This is a genomic window from Aurantiacibacter odishensis (assembly GCF_003605195.1).
Lineage (GTDB): Bacteria > Pseudomonadota > Alphaproteobacteria > Sphingomonadales > Sphingomonadaceae > Alteraurantiacibacter > Alteraurantiacibacter odishensis.
The window spans coordinates 543,873-563,888 of sequence record NZ_QYOS01000025.1 but is presented as its reverse complement, the minus strand read 5'-3'; the positions used below and the strand labels follow the sequence as shown (position 1 = coordinate 563,888).

General features: G+C 63.1%; 20 protein-coding genes and 1 tRNA gene. 17 read left to right on the top strand and 4 right to left on the bottom strand.

The features are described from left to right. Positions 1 to 12 precede the first annotated feature (12 nt). Positions 13 to 2,319, top strand: coding sequence for a ribonuclease R family protein (locus D4Q51_RS14670; RefSeq protein ID WP_120078556.1), 2,307 nt, complete (start codon positions 13 to 15; stop codon positions 2,317 to 2,319). Positions 2,320 to 2,367: 48 nt separating this feature from the next. Next, a complete protein-coding gene (locus D4Q51_RS14665) occupies positions 2,368 to 2,883 on the top strand; it encodes a peroxiredoxin-like family protein (RefSeq protein ID WP_120078555.1) in 516 nt (171 codons plus the stop codon). A gap of 102 nt (positions 2,884 to 2,985) precedes the next feature. On the opposite strand, the gene D4Q51_RS14660 is transcribed toward D4Q51_RS14665, so the two are convergent. Then, entirely contained in the window at positions 2,986 to 3,438 is a 453-nt protein-coding gene (locus tag D4Q51_RS14660) for a universal stress protein (RefSeq protein WP_120078787.1), read from the bottom strand. 128 nt (positions 3,439 to 3,566) lie between these two features. Here D4Q51_RS14660 and D4Q51_RS14655 point away from each other — a divergent pair, with 128 nt between their 5' ends. The 4 genes from D4Q51_RS14655 (at position 3,567) to lpdA (ending at position 7,732) form a co-directional block, all read left to right on the top strand. Further along, on the top strand, positions 3,567 to 4,880 hold the full coding sequence (locus D4Q51_RS14655; RefSeq protein ID WP_120078554.1) for a pyruvate dehydrogenase complex dihydrolipoamide acetyltransferase: 1,314 nt from the start codon (positions 3,567 to 3,569) through the stop codon (positions 4,878 to 4,880). A gap of 211 nt (positions 4,881 to 5,091) precedes the next feature. Continuing rightward, on the top strand, positions 5,092 to 5,469 hold the full coding sequence (locus tag D4Q51_RS14650; RefSeq protein WP_120078553.1) for an acyl-CoA thioesterase: 378 nt from the start codon (positions 5,092 to 5,094) through the stop codon (positions 5,467 to 5,469). Continuing rightward, on the top strand, positions 5,466 to 6,263 hold the full coding sequence (locus D4Q51_RS14645; protein ID WP_120078552.1) for a dienelactone hydrolase family protein: 798 nt from the start codon (positions 5,466 to 5,468) through the stop codon (positions 6,261 to 6,263). Before D4Q51_RS14650 ends, D4Q51_RS14645 begins: the two co-directional genes overlap by 4 nt. 56 nt (positions 6,264 to 6,319) lie before the next feature. Then, positions 6,320 to 7,732: a dihydrolipoyl dehydrogenase gene (gene lpdA, locus D4Q51_RS14640; protein ID WP_120078551.1), complete on the top strand. Its 1,413-nt coding sequence runs from the start codon at positions 6,320 to 6,322 to the stop codon at positions 7,730 to 7,732. Positions 7,733 to 7,942: 210 nt separating this feature from the next. Here the strand turns inward: lpdA and D4Q51_RS14635 are convergent. Continuing rightward, positions 7,943 to 8,032, bottom strand: a tRNA-Ser gene (locus D4Q51_RS14635). Positions 8,033 to 8,186: 154 nt separating this feature from the next. Between D4Q51_RS14635 and D4Q51_RS14630 the strand changes: the two genes are divergently transcribed. The 11 genes from D4Q51_RS14630 to mazG all read left to right on the top strand — a co-directional run bounded on the left by D4Q51_RS14630 (position 8,187) and on the right by mazG (position 18,070). Beyond that, on the top strand, positions 8,187 to 9,056 hold the full coding sequence (locus D4Q51_RS14630) for a DUF8021 domain-containing protein (protein WP_120078550.1): 870 nt from the start codon (positions 8,187 to 8,189) through the stop codon (positions 9,054 to 9,056). Between the two features lie 92 nt (positions 9,057 to 9,148). Further along, entirely contained in the window at positions 9,149 to 10,180 is a 1,032-nt protein-coding gene (locus D4Q51_RS14625) for a lytic murein transglycosylase (protein ID WP_120078549.1), read from the top strand. A 142-nt stretch (positions 10,181 to 10,322) separates the two neighbouring features. Continuing rightward, a complete protein-coding gene (locus tag D4Q51_RS14620) occupies positions 10,323 to 11,159 on the top strand; it encodes an SPOR domain-containing protein (protein WP_205689510.1) in 837 nt (278 codons plus the stop codon). Positions 11,160 to 11,292: 133 nt separating this feature from the next. Next, positions 11,293 to 12,363 (top strand): D-alanyl-D-alanine carboxypeptidase family protein, encoded by a 1,071-nt coding sequence (locus tag D4Q51_RS14615; protein ID WP_240624775.1) that lies wholly within the window; start codon positions 11,293 to 11,295, stop codon positions 12,361 to 12,363. Next, entirely contained in the window at positions 12,360 to 12,995 is a 636-nt protein-coding gene (tmk, locus tag D4Q51_RS14610; protein WP_120078547.1) for a dTMP kinase, read from the top strand. The genes D4Q51_RS14615 and tmk overlap by 4 nt, the downstream gene beginning before the upstream one ends. Then, positions 12,992 to 13,954 (top strand): DNA polymerase III subunit delta', encoded by a 963-nt coding sequence (locus D4Q51_RS14605; protein ID WP_120078546.1) that lies wholly within the window; start codon positions 12,992 to 12,994, stop codon positions 13,952 to 13,954. Before tmk ends, D4Q51_RS14605 begins: the two co-directional genes overlap by 4 nt. Beyond that, the gene (gene metG / locus D4Q51_RS14600; protein WP_120078545.1) at positions 13,947 to 15,506 is read left to right on the top strand and encodes a methionine--tRNA ligase; all 1,560 of its coding nucleotides are present in this window, start codon (positions 13,947 to 13,949) and stop codon (positions 15,504 to 15,506) included. Before D4Q51_RS14605 ends, metG begins: the two co-directional genes overlap by 8 nt. Then, entirely contained in the window at positions 15,503 to 16,300 is a 798-nt protein-coding gene (locus tag D4Q51_RS14595; protein WP_240624774.1) for a TatD family hydrolase, read from the top strand. The genes metG and D4Q51_RS14595 overlap by 4 nt, the downstream gene beginning before the upstream one ends. Beyond that, complete coding sequence (locus tag D4Q51_RS14590) at positions 16,297 to 17,064, top strand: MBL fold metallo-hydrolase (protein ID WP_120078544.1); 768 nt, start codon at positions 16,297 to 16,299, stop codon at positions 17,062 to 17,064. The genes D4Q51_RS14595 and D4Q51_RS14590 overlap by 4 nt, the downstream gene beginning before the upstream one ends. After that, entirely contained in the window at positions 17,061 to 17,228 is a 168-nt protein-coding gene (locus D4Q51_RS15810; protein WP_162925348.1) for a hypothetical protein, read from the top strand. The genes D4Q51_RS14590 and D4Q51_RS15810 overlap by 4 nt, the downstream gene beginning before the upstream one ends. 83 nt (positions 17,229 to 17,311) lie before the next feature. Further along, complete coding sequence (gene mazG, locus D4Q51_RS14585; protein WP_120078543.1) at positions 17,312 to 18,070, top strand: nucleoside triphosphate pyrophosphohydrolase; 759 nt, start codon at positions 17,312 to 17,314, stop codon at positions 18,068 to 18,070. Here mazG and hflX read toward each other — a convergent pair. Together hflX and hfq are read right to left on the bottom strand one after the other, a co-directional pair. Beyond that, the gene (hflX, locus tag D4Q51_RS14580; protein WP_205689520.1) at positions 18,067 to 19,389 is read right to left on the bottom strand and encodes a GTPase HflX; all 1,323 of its coding nucleotides are present in this window, start codon (positions 19,387 to 19,389) and stop codon (positions 18,067 to 18,069) included. The genes mazG and hflX overlap by 4 nt on opposite strands. Then, complete coding sequence (hfq, locus tag D4Q51_RS14575; protein WP_120078541.1) at positions 19,389 to 19,958, bottom strand: RNA chaperone Hfq; 570 nt, start codon at positions 19,956 to 19,958, stop codon at positions 19,389 to 19,391. Before hfq ends, hflX begins: the two co-directional genes overlap by 1 nt. Positions 19,959 to 20,016 lie beyond the last annotated feature (58 nt).

The window sequence follows — 20,016 nt, the reverse complement described above, 5'->3', positions numbered from 1 at the left end:
TATGCGGGGCATATGAACAAACCGAAGAATACGAAGAAATTTGAAGGCCTGCCCAGCAAGGACCAGGTCATGGAATTCATCCGCGGCTCCGACACGCGTGTCGGCAAGCGCGAGATTGCCAAGCACTTCCGCCTCAAACGGCAGGAAAAGATCGCCCTCAAGGCGCTGCTGAAGGACATGGCCGAGGAAGGCCTGATCGATTCCAGCAAGAGCGCCTTTCACAAGATGGGCGGCGTGCCGCGCGTCACCGTGCTGCGCGTGGTGGAGATTGACGACGGCGAACCTATCGCCGTGCCCGAAAGCTGGAATCCCGACGATGGCAGCGCCCCGCCGCGCCTCAGGGTGATCGAGAAGAAGAAGCAAGCCGCGCTGCGCACCGGCGACCGCATTCTCGCCCGCACGGAGGAGAAGGGCAGCGGCTGGCTGGCGCACCCGATGAAGAAGCTGGCCGTGGCCGAAGACCAGATGCTGGGCGTGATCGAGATCGATGGCGGCGGCAAGGCATGGCTGGCCCCGGTGGACAAGCGCATCCGCAATTCGTCCCCCGTCTCTGACCTCGGCAACGCCGAGAAAGGCCAACTGGTTGTGGCAGAGCCCGTCGGGCGCGGCCGCAATTCCTCTGTGAAAGTCACCGAGGTGCTGGGCGATCCGCTGGCGCCCAAGAGCTTCAGCCTCATCGCGATCCACAAGTACGGCATCCCCAACCGCTTCCCGCAGGAAGTGCTGGACGAGGCCGAGAAGGCCGCACAGCTGCCCTTGAGCGAAGACGACCGCGAAGACCTTCGCCACCTGCCGATCATCGCCATCGACCCCGCCGACGCGCGCGACCACGACGATGCGATCTGGGCAGAAAGCGACGGGGAGGGCGGCTTCAACGCGCTGGTGGCGATTGCCGACGTGTCGTTCTACGTCCGCCCCGGCTCCAACATCGACAAGGAAGCGCGCCGGCGCGGCAATTCCGTCTACTTCCCCGACCGTGTGGTTCCCATGCTGCCCGAGGTTCTCTCCGCCGACGTCTGCTCGCTGGGCGAGGGCAGGGACCGCGCTGCGATGGCCTGCCATCTCAAGATCGACGCCGATGGCCGCGTGACGGACTGGCGCTTCACCCGCGCCATCGTGCGCATCGAACAGGTGATCGCTTACGAAGATGCCCAGGCGCAGATCGACGCAGGGAGCGCCACCGGCCCGATCAACGCGCTGTGGGCGTGCTGGAAAGCACTGAACGCCGCCCGCGATGATCGCGACCCGCTCGATCTCGACCTGCCCGAGCGCCGCGTGGAACTGGGCGAGGACGGCAAGATCAAGGGCATCAAGGTGCGAGAGCGGCTGGATGCGCACCGCGTGGTGGAAGACTTCATGATCGCCGCCAACGTCGCGGCGGCGAAGGCGCTGGAAAGCAAGGCCAGCCCCGTCGTCTACCGCATCCACGAACCGCCGACGCGCGAGAAGCTGATTGCCCTTCGCGAATATTTCGAGAGCATTGGCAAGAACCTTGCGCTGGGGCAGGTCATCACGCCCGGCCTGTTCAACCGCATGATCAAGGACATGGGCGACGATCCGGGCGAGAAGGCGCTGGTGATGGAAGCGGTGCTGCGTAGCCAGACGCAGGCTTATTACGGACCGCAGAACGCGGGTCACTTCGGCCTTGCGCTGGGCAGCTATGCCCACTTCACCTCGCCCATCCGCCGCTATGCCGACCTGCTGGTGCACCGCGCGCTGGTGGACAGCTACAAGCTGAAGCAACCCAAGCCGAAGGGGAACACCATCCCGGCGCACTCAGGCCTTTCGGACAAGGACCGGGCGGACCTCGGCAAGATCACCGATGCCATTTCCATCACCGAGCGCCGCGCGATGGAGGCGGAGCGCGACACGATCGATCGCTACGTTGCCGCATGGCTCTCGGCCCGCGTGGGCGAGGTTTTCCAGACGCGCATCACAGGGGTGCAGAAGTTCGGGTTCTTCGCCACCATCGTGGACATGGGCGGCGACGGGCTTGTGCCGATCTCCACGCTGGGCCGCGAATATTTCCATTACGACGAAGGCGCGCACAAACTGACCGGCGAGGACAGCGGCACGACCTACACCGTGGGCGACGTGCTGGACCTCCGGCTCGGCGAAGCGAACCCGCTGACTGGCGCGCTGAAGTTCGAGCTGCCGGACGGCGGCGGCTCCCAGCGTGTCGAGCCGCGCGGACGCAGGCCAGAGCGCAAACCCCGAAACAAGGGACCGCGCAAAGACAAGCAGGGCAAGCACACTGTCGGCAAGCGGGGCAGGCCCGGCAACATCCGTCACCAGGGGCGCGGCAAGAAGAAGAAATAGCGGAACGGTAGCGGCAGGGCAGGCATTGATCGGGCAAAGGAGAATTTCATGCTGAAGCCCGGTTCCACCGCCCCCGACATCGACCTGCCGCTCACCATCGATGCGCGCTTCGTGCTGTCGGACCAGTCGCCCGACAATTACACCATGCTGGTGTTCTATCGCGGCAAGCATTGCCCGATCTGCAAGCGCTACCTTGAGGAAATCGGCGGGCGGCTGGACGATTTCGTCAGCCGCGGCATCAACGTGTTTGCGATCTCGATGGACAGCGAGGAGCGCGCCATGGTGGTCGACAAGGAATGGGAAACCGGCAACCTGCCGCTCGTCCACTCGATGACCGAGAAGCAGGCCCGCGAATGGGGTCTCTACATCAGCGAAAAGCGCGAGGGCAGCGAGGAGCCGGAGGTATTCAGCGAACCCGGCCTGTTCCTGCTCAAGCCTGATCGCTCGGTGCATTTTGCCCAGACGCAGAACGCACCGTGGACCCGTCCGTCCCTGGACGATTTGCTCAAGGGCATCGATTTTACACTCAACAAGGATTACCCGACGCGCGGCACGCTGACCTGAACGGTTGGCGACTAGCCAGCCGCAAGGGCGAACGCCCGCCCGCAGCGGGAGCAGCTTGCTGCGCATCTAGCGAGGACGATTGCGCGGAGGCGCAATCGAAAATCAAGAAAGCGCGTCGATTTCCTCGCTGGTCAGGCTACCCGGCACGATGAACAGCGGGCAGTGCAGACTGCCGACATTGGTTGAGAAGTGCGTTACCAGCGGCCCAGGTGCGCCTTCTGCGGCTGCCCCCAGTACGAGAGCGGCGACCTCCGGGTGTTCGGAAAGATATTCCGACACCACGGTTTTCGCATCGCCAACGCGAACCGCGATCTGCGGCATCTTGCCGGATTCGTACATCAGCTCGCCAGCTGCCGAGTTCGCCAGCACCTCGGCGCGGTCGCGGGCTTCTTCCTCGATCGTCGCCTGTACGCCGCCGAACGCGTTGAAGGACTGCCGCGGCACCAGCGCCAGCAGGTGCACCACGCCGCCCGTTTTCGCTGCACGGCGCGCAGCAAAACGCAGCGCCGCGCGTGCTTCCTCGGTCTCGTCGACAATGGTGAGATAGACACGCATCATTGGTTCTCCCGCGCACGCGGTATCACGCGAAACCTTGATTTCCGCAAGATGCCTTGCCCCGCGCGGCCAAATTCGTCAGAGAGCATGCCACGCGAACCAACCTCTTCAGGGAGCCCTGCGCCTCTATGCCGATTGCCATCCAGATGCCCGCCCTTTCGCCGACCATGGAGGAAGGCACCCTTGCCAAATGGCTCGTAAAGGTGGGCGACAAGGTTTCCTCCGGCGACATCATGGCCGAGATCGAGACCGACAAGGCCACGATGGAATTCGAAGCCGTCGATGAAGGCACGATTGCCCATATCCAGGTGGAAGAGGGCACCGAAGGCGTGAAAGTCGGCACCGTCATTGCCACGCTTGCCGAGGAAGGCGAGGACGCAGGCGACGTGGACCCGATCAGCGGCGGCGATGCCGCTCCGGCCCCTTCCGCGAAGGAGGAGAAGAGCGAGGAAACAGCGCCTGCTCCGTCGCCGTCACCAAGCCCCGCACCGACACCCGCTCCCGAAGCATCCGCCGGCCCTGCGCCCACCAAGGACGGCGACCGTATCATCGCATCGCCGCTCGCACGCCGTATTGCCGAGCAGAAGGGCCTCGACCTCGCCAGCATCAAGGGCACCGGCCCCAATGGTCGTATCGTGAAGGCCGACGTGGAAAGCGCCAAGCCCGGTGCCGCTGCGCCCGCACCCACCGCTACGGAGAAGGAAGCGGCCCCCGCAGTCGAGCCAAAGCCCGCACAGGCGCAGGACTTCGGCATCCCGCACGAGGTCGAGAAGCTGTCGGGAATGCGCAAGACCATTGCGCGCCGCCTGACCGAGAGCAAGCAGCAGGTCCCGCACATCTATCTCACGGTGGATATCCGCCTCGATGCGCTGCTGAAGCTGCGCGGCGAGCTGAACCAGGCGCTGGAGCCGCAGGGCATCAAGCTGTCGGTGAACGACATGCTGATCAAGGCGCTGGCGAAATCGCTGGAGCAGGTGCCTGCCTGCAACGTGCAGTTCGCAGGCGACTCCATGCTCAAGTTCGAGCGCGCCGATATCTCCGTCGCCGTGTCGATCCCCAATGGCCTTATCACCCCGATCGTGAAGGATGCGGGCGGCAAGGCCATGAGCAAGATCAGCACCGAGATGAAGGACCTCGCCACGCGCGCGAAGGACGGCAAGCTTGCGCCGGAAGAATATCAGGGCGGCACCGCCAGCCTTTCCAACATGGGCATGTTCGGCATCAAGCAGTTCGAAGCCGTCATCAATCCGCCCCAGGCCATGATCATGGCCATCGGCGCGGGCGAGAAGCGGCCCTACGTGGTCGACGACGCCCTGCAGATCGCCACGGTAATGAGCGCGACGGGCAGCTTCGACCACCGCGCCATCGACGGTGCGGACGGCGCGCAGCTGATGAAGGTGTTCAAGGAACTCGTCGAGGCGCCGCTGGGTCTGGTGGCCTGATCGCTTTCCTACTTTTCGATGAGGCAGCGATAGACCGCCCTATGACGATTTCGGAAACCGCACCTTTGATGGCCAACTGGCGTGATGACCTGCCGATTTGGAAGGTTACACGTTGCGGAGCCGTTTCGGCGCGATTTACGGATGCGAGGGGGCTCCGGGCAAGTTTTCCAAAACACCCCGGTCGGTGTTCCATATTGGGTGAGCAAACCTGATGGCGAAGCGCGATCCCGCGATGCGCGTCACCGCGATGCCCGCCGATGCCAACGCTTACGGCGACATCTTCGGCGGCTGGCTGATGAGCCTGATGGACTCGGGCGCGGGCCTCGTCGCTGCGCGGCGGGCGAAGGGCAGGGCGGTCACCATCGCGATGGACGGCGTCGAGTTTCACCGGCCCGTGAAAGTAGGCGACGAAGTGTCGGTCTATGCCGAGATCACCCATGTCGGGCGCACCAGCATGGGTATCGAGACACAGGCCTGGCGGCGCGAGCGGCATTCGGAGGGCGAGGAACTGGTAACATCGGCCAAGTTCACCTTCGTTGCCGTCGACGATGCCGGTCGTCCGCGCCCGATCGACGGAGGACCAGCGTGACATGCCGCATTGCCGCCATCGCAGCCCTCGGCTTCATGACGGCCTGCGTTCCGGCGACGGAAAGCGAAGCCGCGATGACTGAAGCCAGCGCCGACGAACACTATTACGCCTACCCGGCGGATGGCGACGGTGCGAAGCCCTGGATCGTCGTACTGCCCGGCGGTGGCGGGATCGAGGTGTTCGGCGATCGCGAGTTCTACTTTGACGTCGCCCGACACTGGAACGCGCGCGGCCTCGATGCGCTCGTTGTCCACTACCAGGCCGCCGCGCCCCTGCTCGGAATCGAGAGCGAAGGCATTCCCGGCCCGATGGAAGCGCAGGTGGTGCGCGATGCGCTCGCGTCGGCGGAGCGGGAGGGCTGGCTGGACCTGTCGTGCCCCGGCTTCGTGATCGGCTTCTCGGCAGGCGGTTCGGGCGTCATCTCGCTGGCCAACGATCCGGTGCCGGGCCTTGCGGGCGCCATCGGCTACTACCCGCTGGTCCTGGGACAGCCCGAGCCCTTCGAGGCCAAAGTGCCAGTGCTGGTATTGCAGGGCGAAAGCGACGACCTGACAACCGCCGAAGCGCTCGAGACCTTCCTTGCCAATGCAGGCCCTGCCGAGAACTTCACCGTCCACCGCTATCCGGGTGCCGAACACGGCTTCGACATTCCCTCGCTGACGCTGCCTGTCGAATACAACGGCGGCGTCTTCCTCTATCAGGAGGAAGCCGCCGCTGCCGCCGGGCGCCAGGCTGATGCCTTTATCGCCCGCATCCTTGCCAATCGACCAGACGCCGAATGCGGGGGAGCCTAGGCCATGCGCTCAGCCCTCCGCCTCATCCACACACCATTTTGCCTGCAGGATAAATCATGAGCAATTCCTACGACGTCATCGTTCTCGGTTCCGGCCCCGGCGGCTATGTCGCGGCAATCCGCTGCGCCCAGCTTGGCCTGAAAACCGCCATCGTGGAACGCGAGAACCTGGGCGGCATCTGCCTCAACTGGGGCTGTATCCCGACGAAGGCGCTTCTGCGCTCGGCAGAGATCCTGCACTATGCCCAGCACGCCAAGGACTATGGCCTGAAGATCGCGGGCGAGATCGAGGCCGACCTCGAAGCCGTGGTGAAACGCAGCCGCGGTGTTGCCAAGCAGCTGAACCAGGGCGTGACGCACCTGATGAAGAAGAACAAGATTGCTGTTCACATGGGGGAGGGGACGCTGACCGGCCCCACCTCGCTGACGGTGAAGGGCGAAAAGGGCGAGGAGAAGCTCACTGCCAAGCACGTGATCGTCGCCACCGGCGCTCGTGCCCGCGACCTGCCGTTCGCCAAGGCCGACGGCAAGCGCGTGTGGACCTACCGCCACGCCATGACGCCAAGTGAAATGCCGAAGAAGCTGCTGGTTATCGGTTCCGGCGCAATAGGCATCGAATTTGCCAGCTTCTACAACGACATGGGCGCCGATGTTACCGTGGTCGAGATGCTCGACCGCATTGTGCCGGTCGAGGATGCGGAAGTCTCCGCCTTCCTTGAAAAGAGCCTCACCAAGCAGGGCATGACCATCATGACCGGCGCTGGCGTGGAAGACATCAAGGCCACCGACAAGGCAGTGACCGCCAAGATCAAGGGCAAGGACGGCAAGGTTGCCGAAACCGAGTTCAGCCACTGCATCGTCGCCATCGGCATCATGCCGAATACGGAAAACGTAGGCCTCGATAAGCTGGTCGAAATGGATCGCGGCTTCATCCAGATCGACGATTACGGCCGCACGAAGTCCAAGGGCCTGTGGGCCATAGGCGACTGCACGCCGGGACCTTGGCTGGCGCACAAGGCGAGCCATGAGGGCGTGACTACGGCTGAGGCCATAGCCAAGGAACTTGGTAACAAGGACGTGCATCCGCACCCGCTCAATCGCGATGCCATTCCGGGCTGCACCTACTGCCACCCGCAGATCGCATCCGTCGGCATGACAGAGGCCAAGGCAAAGGAAGCGGGCTACGAGGTGAAGGTCGGTGTATTCCCCTTCATCGGCAACGGGAAGGCCATCGCGCTGGGCGAGGCCGAGGGTTTCACCAAGACCGTGTTCGATGCCAAGACCGGCGAACTGCTGGGCGCGCACATGGTCGGCGCGGAAGTCACCGAGATGATCCAGGGCTATGTCGTGGGCAAGACGCTGGAGACGACCGAGGCGGAACTGATGCAGACGGTCTTCCCGCACCCTACGATCTCCGAATCGATGCACGAAAGCGTGCTCGGCGCCTACGGCCGGGCGATCCATATCTAGGGCAAGCCTTGCGACGAACCGCTGGTCGCAAATGCCGGAAAACATTCACCTCTCGCGCGTTTTGCGGGTGAGAGGTGATTGCCATGGAATACGAGATTTCAGACCAGCCGCAGGAAAGTTACCGCCCCGAACGCACGGCCATCGACGGCGTCTCTCCCGAACGCCGTGGTGCGCCGGAGCCGGATGATCAGCAAATGCAGTAAGCCTCGCTGGCGGACAGGGTGGGATTCGAACCCACGAAGGGCTTGCACCCTTGCCGGTTTTCAAGACCGGTGCATTCAACCGCTCTGCCACCTGTCCGCGCGAGCACGCGCTGGCTAAACGCAAGAGCGGCGATTGTCACCCACCAATCGGCGCAACTGGCAGGTGACAGGCGCGAAAGGCCGCGCTAGAAATCGGATGAAGTCAATTTGCCGGGAGAAACCGGCTAATTTGTTCGAGAGGATCGCTCACCATGAATCGCAAGCTTTGCGCTACCCTTGCTGCAACCACCGCCATCGCACTCGCTTCTCCGGCGCAGGCCCAGGGCGCATGCGACAGGGAACTGCTGCAAGGCATCGCCGGTGACTGGATCGAGGCGCTTGAGCAGGGGACCATGATGACCATGCAACTCGGCGAATGGGTGGAGTACAACGAGAACTTCCAGCGCGGTTCGCTGGGGAGTTTCCTTACTCCGGCACGCGAAGTGGATTGGCATATGGCGCTTCTCGACACTACGACCTGCCAGGTCTTCGTCGAGGCCGTCATGCTGGACGAGGAACGCCCGATTGTAGCTGCCACGCAGATCGGCAACGGATTCTTCGGTGTCGGCCCGTTCGACAACATCGTGACCGACGAAGGCGACTGGCTGTTCGACGCAGAGGCGACTTACGAATACGCCCGCCGCGAAGACTGGAGCGATATCCCCGAAGGCGAACGCGCAACGCGTGACGAACTCATCGCAGCCGCCGATGCCTATCTCGACCTGTTCAGCGATCCCACTGTCGAAGTGCCATGGGGTGAGCCATGCGCCCGGCTGGAAGGCGGGGTCTACACCGGGCGCGGCGAACCGACCGACAGCTGCAACGTCGGCGTTCCCGAAGGTGTCGAGTTGAAAAACCGCCGCTACATTGTCGATCCTGTAAAGGGCGCGGTGAACGTGTTCCTCGAGTTCGGCGATAACGCGCTGCCTGACAGCCACACCTTCCGAGTTGAAAACGGCAAGATCCGCTACATTCACACGGTGACCGCATGCGAAACCGAGAATTGCGGATTCCGTCCATTCGCGGAAATGCTCGCCGAGAATCCGGACATGCAGCCGCCTTACGCTCCGCTGGACGAATAGGCGCGGGTAACCCGGCGCAAGCCAGCGGCATTTCGGCGCATCGGTAAATTGGGGGATTCCCTTGGCGGGGGCAGTGCAGTAGTCTTTGCCCCATGCTTTTCAAAAACCTGCGCCACATCGGCGCCTTTGCCGCCGTCGCCGTTCTTTCTACCGCTCCTGCCAGTGCGCAGCAGGAGACGTTCGGGGAATACCTGGATATCGTCGCCCAGCACGCCCGGTCCGAAGGAGTGAGCCAGGCGACCATCGATCGGGTATTCACCGGGCTCAGCCCTAATGACCGTGTGCTGGCGCTGGACCGGGACAACGTCTCGTCCAGCGGCAACAATACTTCCACGGGCTTCCCGTCGATGGCGGGCTATCTCAATCGCCATAACACTGCGTCGCGCATCAATGGCGGGGTTCGCAAGCTCTCAGAAGTGCGCTCCATCGGCTACGACGTGGAGCGTCAGTATGGCGTGCCGGCCGAGATCGTCGTCGCGATCTGGGGGCACGAAACGGCCTATGGTGCGGTGATGGGCAGCTTCGACCTGCCGCGCTCGCTGGCAACGCTGGCCTGGGAAGGGCGCCGCCGCGAACTGTTCGAGCGCGAATTGATCGACGTCCTGAAGATGGTCGACATGGGCGTGCCCCGTTCTCGCCTGGTCGGTAGCTGGGCCGGCGCTTTCGGCAACGGCCAGTTCCTCCCCAGCGTCTACCTGCGCCTTGCCGTCGATGGCGATGGCGACGGGCAGAAGGACCTGTGGAATTCCGATGTCGACACCATGCATTCCATCGCGAACTATTTCCGCGATGCCGGGTGGCGGACGGGGGAACCCTGGGCGGTGCGCGCCTACGTTCCCAATTCCGCAGATCGCAGCGGTATCGAGAACCGCGTTGTCTCTCCCGTGTGCCCGCGTGTGCACGAACGTCACAGCCGCTGGCTGACCGTTCGCGAGTGGCGCGAGCGGGGCATCGAGCCCCGCGCGCCCATCGGTGATGACGTGATGGCGTCGCTGTTCGAACCGGACGGCCCAGCGGAACCCGGCTACCTCTTAACTCAGAATTATAAGGTTATCCTCGAATATAACTGCTCGAATTACTACGCGATGAGTGTGGGATTGCTTGCAGATGAGATCAGTCGATAGCCCCGAAAGCCGTTGCCAGGCACGTGCGCTGGTAACTATTGTCCTTTCCGTTGGGCTTGCTGCCTGCAGTGCGCCGGGCACGGAAAGTGTGGCATCAGCTTCGGCGTTGTCGGATTACGGACCCCAAGCGGATTATCCGATCGTGATCGGCGAGCCTTACGAGGTGGCGGGCACGAACTACACGCCTGAGGACGTGCTCAACTATGACGAGGTGGGTTACATCGCGCTCGACGCTGGCACGATGGGCTATTCCGCATCGCATCACACCCTTCCGGTGCCCAGCTACGTCGAAGTGACCTCGCTGGAATCGGGACGCACGATACTCGTGCGCCTGGAACGCCGCGGACCTATGGATACCAATCACATCCTTGCTCTTTCGCCGGCGGCGATGGCGCAACTGGCGGGTAACGTGGAAACTCCTGTACGCGTGCGCCGCGTCAATCCGCCCGAAGAACAGCGCGCCATGCTGCGCCAGGGGAATGCTGCGCCGCTGCGAATGGAAACGCCATCGTCCCTGCTCACCGTCATGCGTCGCCGCTTACCGGAAAGCGGATCGGTTTCCCTGTCTGCCAGCGCCCAGACCCCGCAAGCGCTCGAAACTGTCGAGCTTACCGCTTCAACCGCCGCGCCTGACACGTCAGCGGCGCCGCCGGAAATCGCGTCTGCTCCTGTGGAGCCCCCTACCGACATAGCGACTGCCTCCACGAGCGAAGCCTTCCAGGAGCCTGCTTCCACCGAACTTCCGGCGGATGTCGCCAGGGCAGAAATCGAGCCCGGGTTCGTGGTGCAGGCAGCAGCCTTTGCAAACCCGGACAACGCACGCCGCGCGGCCGATGCCTTGGGCGGCGAGGTATCCCAATCCGGGCGATACTACCGCGTCCGCACCGGCCCCTTTGCGACCCGTGGAGAAGCCGAGGCATCCCTCGCCAACGTGCAGCAGGCGGGTTATAGCGATGCCCGAATCCTGACCAGCGGCTGAGGCCTAGCCCGCCGCGCCAAGCGGTGGAGAGCGTGTGCACCAGTTAAAGGCCATGGCCCTGGCAACGGCGGCATTGTGCCTCGCCTCCAGCCCAGCCTTGCCCGCGTCCGGTTCCGCCCCAGTTTCCGCACCGGTGCCTCAGGATATCCCCGTTGGCCTGCTGGTCGATCTGTCGACCGGACAAACGCTCTTCAGCCGGGAGGAAGCCCGGCGCTTCGTGCCCGCCTCCGTCACCAAGGTGATGACCGCCTACACCGCGTTCAAACTGATCGACGAGGGCGAACTGCGGCTGGATATGCGGTTCGAATACCCGCAAGAGTTGGAGGACGCTTGGTATGCCGAGGGGTCCAACATGTTCCTGCGCGCCGGCGATCAACCCACCATCGGGCAACTGCTGCTGGGAATCACGACCGTCTCCGGTAATGATGCCAGCGTGGCCATGGCCGTTGCGGCAACCGGTTCGCTGGAAAACTGGGTTGCGCTGATGAATGCCAATGCGGCAGAACTTGACATGCGCGACACGCATTTCGGGTCCGCAAACGGCTTTCCAGACGGCGGGCAGACCTACACTTCCGCGCGGGACCTCGCGAAGCTGGGCCGCGCCATCGTGGAGCGGTATCCCGGCCTTTACGATCGCTACTTCGGGCACCGATCGCTGCGCTGGCGGGACATCGCCCAGGCCAATCACGATCCGGTAACTGGCCGCGTCGAGGGTGCCGACGGGATGAAGACGGGTTACACGCGCGAAGCGGGCTTCACTTTCCTCGGTTCTGCGGAGAGGAATGGTCGCAGGCTGGTGATGGTCCTCGCAGGGGCTCCCGATGGCAAGACGCGGGACGAAACCGCCCGCGCCCTGCTTGAATGGGGTTTCGACGCATTCGAGCAGGAGATGATCCTGCCTGCCCGCGTCGAAGTAGGACGCGCACTGGTGCAGGACGGAGCCGATAGCAGCGTCGTGCTGCGAACGCCTGAGCCCGTAATCGCCGCTCTTCCGCAAGGTGCCGACACATCACGCTGGGAAATGGAAATACAATATCGTGGTCCGATCCAGGCCCCCGTCATCGCCGGTGACCGGATCGCGCAGCTCCGCCTGACGCTTGACGGAGAGACAATGCTCGAAGTGCCGCTCGAGGCAGCCGAAACCGTCCCGCAGGCCAACGCCTTCCAGCGCGTCGCCAATGCGTTGAGGAAATGGCTGGCATGACGAGCGGACGCTTCATTACCCTCGAAGGTGGCGAGGGCGTGGGAAAGTCGACCCAGACGCGGATGCTGGTCGATGCCCTGCGCGGGCGCGGGCTGGGCGTGGTGCAGACGCGCGAACCCGGCGGAACGCCGGGAGCCGAGGCAATCCGCAACCTGCTGCTGGACAAGCGCTTCGACTGGGATACCCGCGCAGAGGCGCTGCTGTTTGCCGCCGCCCGTTCGGACCATGTAAAAAACCTCATCGGCCCGGCGCTGGACCGCGGCGACTGGGTGGTGTGCGATCGCTTCATCGATTCCTCCCGCGCCTACCAGGCCGGGGGAGGGGAGTGGTCGGACGATGCCGTCCTTTCGCTGCACACGCTCGGCTCCCACGCGCTGATGCCTGACGTTACATTCCTGCTCCAGGCCCCGACCGACGACATCGCCGAGCGCCTGCACGCCCGCGACGGCGAAAATTCGGACAGGATAGGCGGCAAGGCAGCCGCCTACCACGCGCGCGTGGCGGAGCATTTCCGCAAGATGGCCCAGACCGATCCCGAACGCTTCGTGATCATCGATGCGAGCGGCACGCCGGGCGAAGTGCACGATCGTATCCTGCGCGCGATGGCTCCTTTCACCGGGGAAGGCGGTTGAGCTACATCGGTCACGAGAAGGCATGGGAGGATTGGCGCCGCGCACTCGCCGGCGCACGCATGCACCACGGCTGGATTCTTTCCGGGCGCAAGGGCGTGGGCAAAAGCGCCTTCGCCTTGGCCGCCGCGCGCGAACTGGTGGCCGAACCCGGCATTCCGCAGCCAGAGGGCGAGCATCCCGATATCCGCTACATCAGCCATCCGCCGAAGAACGATGCCGAGACAAAGAAGCGCGATGACGGCAAGCCCTACGAACTGGCCCGCAACATCAAGGTGGACCAGGTGCGCGAGTTGCAACGCCGCCTCACCACGCGGCCAACGCTGGGAAGCCGCCGCGCCGTCATCATTGATCCGGCGGATGACATGGAAACCAGCGCCGCCAACGCCCTCCTGAAGAGCTTGGAGGAGCCGCCCGCCGGCACCTATTTCCTGCTGATCGCCCATCGCATCGGGCGGCTGCTGCCGACGATCCGTTCGCGTTGCCGGGTGCTGGATTTCCCGCGCGTATCCGATCTCGACATGGATGCCGTGCTGGCGCGTGAAAGCCCCCAGGCCAGCCCTCAGGAGCGCGCGGCAGCCATTGCTGCGGCCAGTGGGTCGCCCGGCGCCGCCATCGATTTCGTGGAACTGGACCTCGGTAAGATCCATACGCTGATGAAGCAGGTGGTGGAGCAGGGCGATCCGGACTTCGTCCTGCGCGGCAGGCTGGCCGGTGCCATGGGCCAGCGCCCAAGCCGGGAGAAGCAGCTTGCCGCGATCGAACTCGCGAGGGCCGTCGTGGCGGATCAGATGCGCAGCGTCACCCCTTCGCAAATCCCCGCCATGGTCGATACCCATGGCGAACTGGTGCGCCTTGCGGGCCAGGCCCCGACATACAATTTCGATCCCGGCCTGCTGGTGATGGAAATCGGCACCTTGCTTGCAGGTCTGGCGGGTTCTAGGACGCCCGCAAATGGCTGACACCTTCTATCTCACCACCGCGATTCACTATCCCAACGGCAAGCCGCACATCGGCCATGCCTACGAGACGATTGCGGCTGACGTCCTCGCCCGCTTCCACCGGCAGATGGGCCGCGAGGTCCGCTTCCAGACCGGCACCGACGAGCACGGCCTGAAAATGGCGCAGAAAGCGCGCGATCTCGGCATGACCCCGCGCGAGCTTGCGGATGAAATGTCCGGATATTTCCGTGATTTGTTCGAAACGCTTGATATCTCGTATGATCGTTTCATCCGCACAACGGAAGAGGATCACTACCGCGCCAGCCAGGCGATCTGGAAGGCGATGGAAGCCAATGGCGACCTCTACCTCGATCGGTACGAGGGTTGGTATTCCGTCCGCGATGAAGCCTACTACGACGAAAGCGAACTGGAAGAAGGCGAGGGCGGCGAGAAGCTTTCGCCGCAAGGCACGCAAGTGGAATGGACCGCCGAGGAAACGTGGTTCTTCCGCCTCTCCGCCTATGGCGAGAAGTTGCTGGCACTCTACGAGGAGAACCCGGACTTCATCCGGCCCGAAAGCCGCCGCAACGAGGTGATGCGTTTTGTCGAAGGCGGCCTGCGCGATCTCTCGGTAAGCCGCACCAGTTTCGACTGGGGCGTGCCGGTGCCGGGTAGCGAGGGGCACGTGATGTACGTGTGGGTCGATGCGCTCACCAACTACCTCACCGGCCTCGGCTATCCAGACGAGACGGAAAACATGGCGAAGTTCTGGCCTGCGGACCTGCACCTGGTGGGTAAGGACATCACGCGTTTCCACACCGTGTACTGGCCTGCTTTCCTGATGAGCGCCGGGATCGCATTGCCCAAGCAGGTCTATGCGCACGGTTTCCTGCTCAGCCGTGACGGCAAGAAGGAAAGCAAGTCCGCCGGCAACGTCACCGATCCCGCCGCATTGGTAGATTCCTATGGCGTCGACGTGCTGCGCTATTTCCTGTTGCGAGAATTTTCCTTCGGGCAGGATGGTAGCTATTCGGCAGAGGCCATTGTAAACAGAGCAAATTCCGAACTCGCCAACAGCTTCGGAAACCTCGCGCAGCGCGTGATGAGCTTCATCGCCAAGAATTGCGACGGCTCGATCACGGCAGAAGCGCCGGTGGAAGAAGTCGACGAGCAACTGCGCGCCCGCGTGCGGCAGGCCTGTGCCATCGAACTGCCTTCCCAGTTCGAACAGCTGGCTTTTGCTGCCGGCCTCGAAGCTTGGATGCAGGCCGTTTATGCCTGCAACGCCTACGTTGACGAACAGGCGCCATGGGCGCTGCGCAAGACGGACCCTGAGCGAATGAGGCGTGTACTCGCGACACTCTGCGGCTGCATCCGCGATCTGGCCATTGCCGTTGCACCGGTGATCCCCACCGCGTCGTGCAAGATCCTCAATGCGCTGAGCATTCCGGCTGCCGAGCGCGACTACGCGGCGCTTTCCGCATCAGACCCCGCCATGGACACGATCACGATCGACAATCCGAAACCCGTCTTCCCGCGTCTGGACATGCCTGCCGGGGAGGACGCATCGTGACGATCCATGCCCCGCTGATCGACAGCCATTGCCACCTCAATTACAAGGGCCTAGCCGAGCGACAGGACGAAGTTCTGGCCAATGCCCGCGCTGCCGGTGTTACAGGCTTCCTCAATATTTCGACGCGCGAAAGCGAATGGCGCGATGTCGTCGCCACGGCAGAGCGGGAGAACGATGTGTGGGCCACCGTGGGCATCCACCCGCACGAGGCGGACCAGCACGCCGACCTTGGCCGCCAGGTGCTGCGCGAGGCGACCGACGCGCCGCGAGTCATCGGCATCGGTGAAAGCGGGCTCGACTATTACTATGACAAGTCCGACCGCGCAGTTCAGCGCGACCTTTTCCGCATGCATATCGATGTGGCGCGCGAGACCGGACTGCCGCTGGTAATCCATACCCGCGATGCGGAAGCCGACACCGCCGATATCCTGGCGGATGAAATGGGGAAGGGTGCCTTCCCCGCCTTGATCCACTGCTTCACGGCCAGCGCCGAATTCGGTCGCAAGGTGCTGGACCTTGGCCTCACGATCTCGCTGTCGGGCATCGTCACCTTCAAGAACGCGGCGGAGTTGCAGAACTTCGCGAAGGAAATCCCCACGGACAAGTTGCTGGTGGAAACCGACAGCCCGTTCCTTGCCCCGGTTCCGCATCGCGGAAAGACCTGCGAACCGGCCTTCGTGCGCCATACAGCGGAATTCGTGGCGGAACTGCGCGGAGAAAGCATCGAAGAGCTCGCTGCAAATACCTCGCGCAACTTCTTCAATTTATTCACGAAAGCTGAAGGCGGCTCGTGAAGCTGATCGTGCTTGGATGCGGCACGTCGACCGGTGTGCCACGGATCGGCAACGACTGGGGCGAATGCGATCCGAACGAGCCTAAGAACCGTCGCAGCCGCGTATCCATCGTTGTCGAGAGCCATGAAGGCGCGAGAATCCTGGTGGATACCTCGCCGGACCTGCGCAACCAGTTGCTCGCCAACAACATCGGCAAGCTCGACGGGGTTTTCTGGACGCACGATCATGCGGACCACTGCCACGGCATCGATGACCTGCGCCCGATGCGCTATGGCCGCGGCGGACCGATCGCAGGCTTCGCATCGACCGAATGCTGTCGCCGGTTGCGCAATCGCTTCGGGTACGTGTTCTCCGGCCAGTACGGCTATCACACGATTGTGGAACTCAACTCTCTTGATACGCTGCGAATTCACGCAGGTTTCGGTGTCGAAAGCGTAGAGATGCCGCACGGACCGATCACCACGACGGCGTATCGTTTCGATGCAGACGGAAAATCAATAGGTTACGCGACGGACTTTAGCGAAATTACCGATGATATGGTCGACCTGTTCGAGGATATCGACATCCTCGTGACAGACTGCCTGCGTCGCGAACCGCACCCGACCCACGCGCATCTTGGCATGGCGCTGGAACTCGCCGAACGGTCGGGAGCGCGCAAGACCGTGCTGTCGCATCTCGACAAGAGCATGGATTATACGACGCTGAGCGGAGAAGTGCCCGATGGCGTGCTAGTCGGGTACGATGGCATGGAGCTTATCGCATGAGCGAGGTATCGCTGGTGTCCATCGTTGCGCTGCTCGGCTGGTTGATCCTTGCGCTCGGTGCCTATCGCTCGCACCAGGTCAACATGTCGAAGACGATCCGCATGGCGCTGATCTGGGCCTGTATCTTCACCGGACTAGCGTTCTTTTTCTCACTGGTGATGTGAACGAGAACGAAGAAAAGCCCTTCGATTGTATTTAACATAATATATATTATCATTCTATAGTTTCTCGCGCACCGGAGCATTCCATGGCCGAACAATTGACCCGCCTCCTCGCCATCATGGCGCGCCTGCGCGATCCACAGCACGGCTGCGAATGGGACGTCGCGCAGACATTCGAGACTATCGCGCCGTATACCATTGAGGAGGCCTACGAAGTTGCCGACGCAATCGACCGGGCCGACATGGACGATCTTCGCGGCGAGTTGGGTGACCTGCTGCTCCAGGTCGTGTTCCACGCGCGCATGGCGGAGGAAGCCGGACATTTCGACTTTCACGACGTTGCCCGCGCCATCTCCGACAAGATGGAAGCGCGCCATCCGCATATCTTCGGTGACGAAGGCGGCGCGATGGACGCTCAGCGCTGGGAAGACATCAAGGCAGCGGAGCGCTCAGAGGGCGGATCGACCAGCACGATGGATGGCGTTGCCCGCGCTTTGCCGGCGCTGCTGCGCGCCGAGAAATTGCAGAAGCGCGCCGCTCGCGATGGCTTCGACTGGCCCGACCAAGAAGGACCGGCAGACAAGTTGGCCGAAGAAGTGCGAGAATTGCAGGAAGCCGGGCAGCAAGACCGCGCCGAGGAAGCGGGCGACCTTCTGTTTGCGGCGGTCAATCTCGTGCGGTCATATGGGATCGGTGCGGAAGAAGCTCTGAAGGCTGCGAACGCGAAGTTCGAGCGTCGGTATCGCGCGATGGAAGACCTTGCAGGCGGGGATTTCGCGGCCCGCGATCTCCATGCGCAGGAAGCCCTGTGGCAGGAAGTCAAACGGCAGGAACGCGAAGCCTAAAGCGTCTCGAACCGACCCCATTCCTTTTCCGTCAGCCGCACCTCGATGTGGCGCATGGGACCCTCTGCCCCCTGCCCGCCGTCATTGTCGGAGAGGACTTCGCCGTGGGCATGCAGCCAGGCAATGCGTGCGCCGTCACTCGCGGGAATCATCAGCGAATGGCGCCGCGCGCCTTCGGTAAGCACGGCGCCCAGCTTCTCGCGCAATTGCTCGATGCCCTCGCCGGTAACGGCGGAAATCGGCATGACCTTTTCATCGTTGGCGGCAACGCCAGAAAGCTCTTCGCGAAGCTCGTCATCAAGCAGATCCCACTTGTTCCAGACTTCGAGGATCGTCGTAGGCTCCCCTTCCCCGTCCTCCTCGTCGATCACACCAAGATCGGAAAGGACCTGCAGCACCTGTTTCTTCTGGGATGCGCTGTCCGGATTGGCAATATCGCGCACGTGGAGCACGATATCGGCCGCCGTTACCTCTTCCAAGGTCGCGCGGAACGCGGCCACCAGCTGAGTCGGCAGATCGGAAATGAAGCCCACCGTGTCCGACAGGATGGCTTTTTCCACGCCGGGCAGCGTGATGGCCCGCATCGTGGGGTCCAGCGTGGCGAACAGAAGGTCTTCCGCCATCACATCAGCGCCGGTCAAGCGGTTGAAAAGCGTGGATTTACCGGCGTTGGTGTAACCCACCAAAGCGATGACGGGCCAAGGCGCTCTGCCCCTGCGCTTGCGGTGCAGTTCGCGGGTTTTGCGGACCTGTTCCAGTTCGCGCCGCAGCTTCGCCATGCGGTCACGGATGAGACGTCTGTCCGCCTCGATCTGCGTTTCACCAGGGCCGCCAAGAAAGCCGAAGCCACCGCGCTGACGCTCGAGGTGGGTCCAGCTGCGTACGAGACGGCTGGCCTGGTAATCGAGGTGCGCCAGTTCCACCTGCAAGCGGCCTTCCGCCGTGGCAGCGCGTTCGCCGAAGATTTCGAGGATCAGGCCGGTGCGGTCGATGACCTTGCGGCCGATCTTCTCTTCCAGGTTGCGCTGCTGGATCGGCGACAGGGCCCCATCGACGATGACGAGCTCCGCCTCGTGCAGTTCGCAGTCGGTAGCTATCCGCTGCACCTGCCCTTCCCCGAACAGGGTGTTGGGCCGCACTTCGCGCACGGGAATTATGAACGCCTCGGCCACGATGATGCCGATGGCAAGCGCGAGACCCTTCGCCTCCTCGAGACGCGCGTCTGGATCATCGTCGCGGCGCTGGGCGCGGATGTCCGGACAAACGACAAGCGCCCGCGCACCGCGGGTTACTTCGCCTTCAATATCGTCGTCTACAATCAGTCGTTGTCGCCTTCGTCTTCATCCAGCTCGTCGTCGGTCAGATCGACCGGCCTGTCCGGCTGGATCGTGGACACGGCGTGCTTGTAGGCGAGCTGAACGTATCCGTCACGCTCCAGCAGCATGCAGAACAGGTCGAAACTGGCGATACGGCCTTGCAGCATGACGCCGTTCACGAGGAACATCGTCACCTGCACGCCTGCATCGCGCACGCGGCTGAGGAAAATGTCTTGTAACAGGCGCATTTTCTTGCCGCCGTCGGGCCCGCTGCCGAACTGGTCTGCATCGACGGGCTGGCCCGGCATGATCGTGGAGATTGCGTGCTTGTAGACCAGCTGGGACTGTCCATCGCGCCGCAGCAGGATGGAAAAGTTGTCAAACCACGTGACGATGCCCTGAAGTTTCACGCCCTTGACAAGGAACATGGTGACAGGCGTCTTTTCGCGGCGAAGGTGGTTCAGGAAAACATCCTGCAGGTTGGCATTCTTGTTGCCATTGGCAGGCTTTGCGGCGCGCGGTTCGGGCTCTGCGACCGATCTTGGTCGTGCCGAAAGGGTGCCCTTGGTCATTTCTTTGACTCCATGGTTCTTGGCGAGCCGAAACCCGCAGTCTGGCAATCCCGCGTGA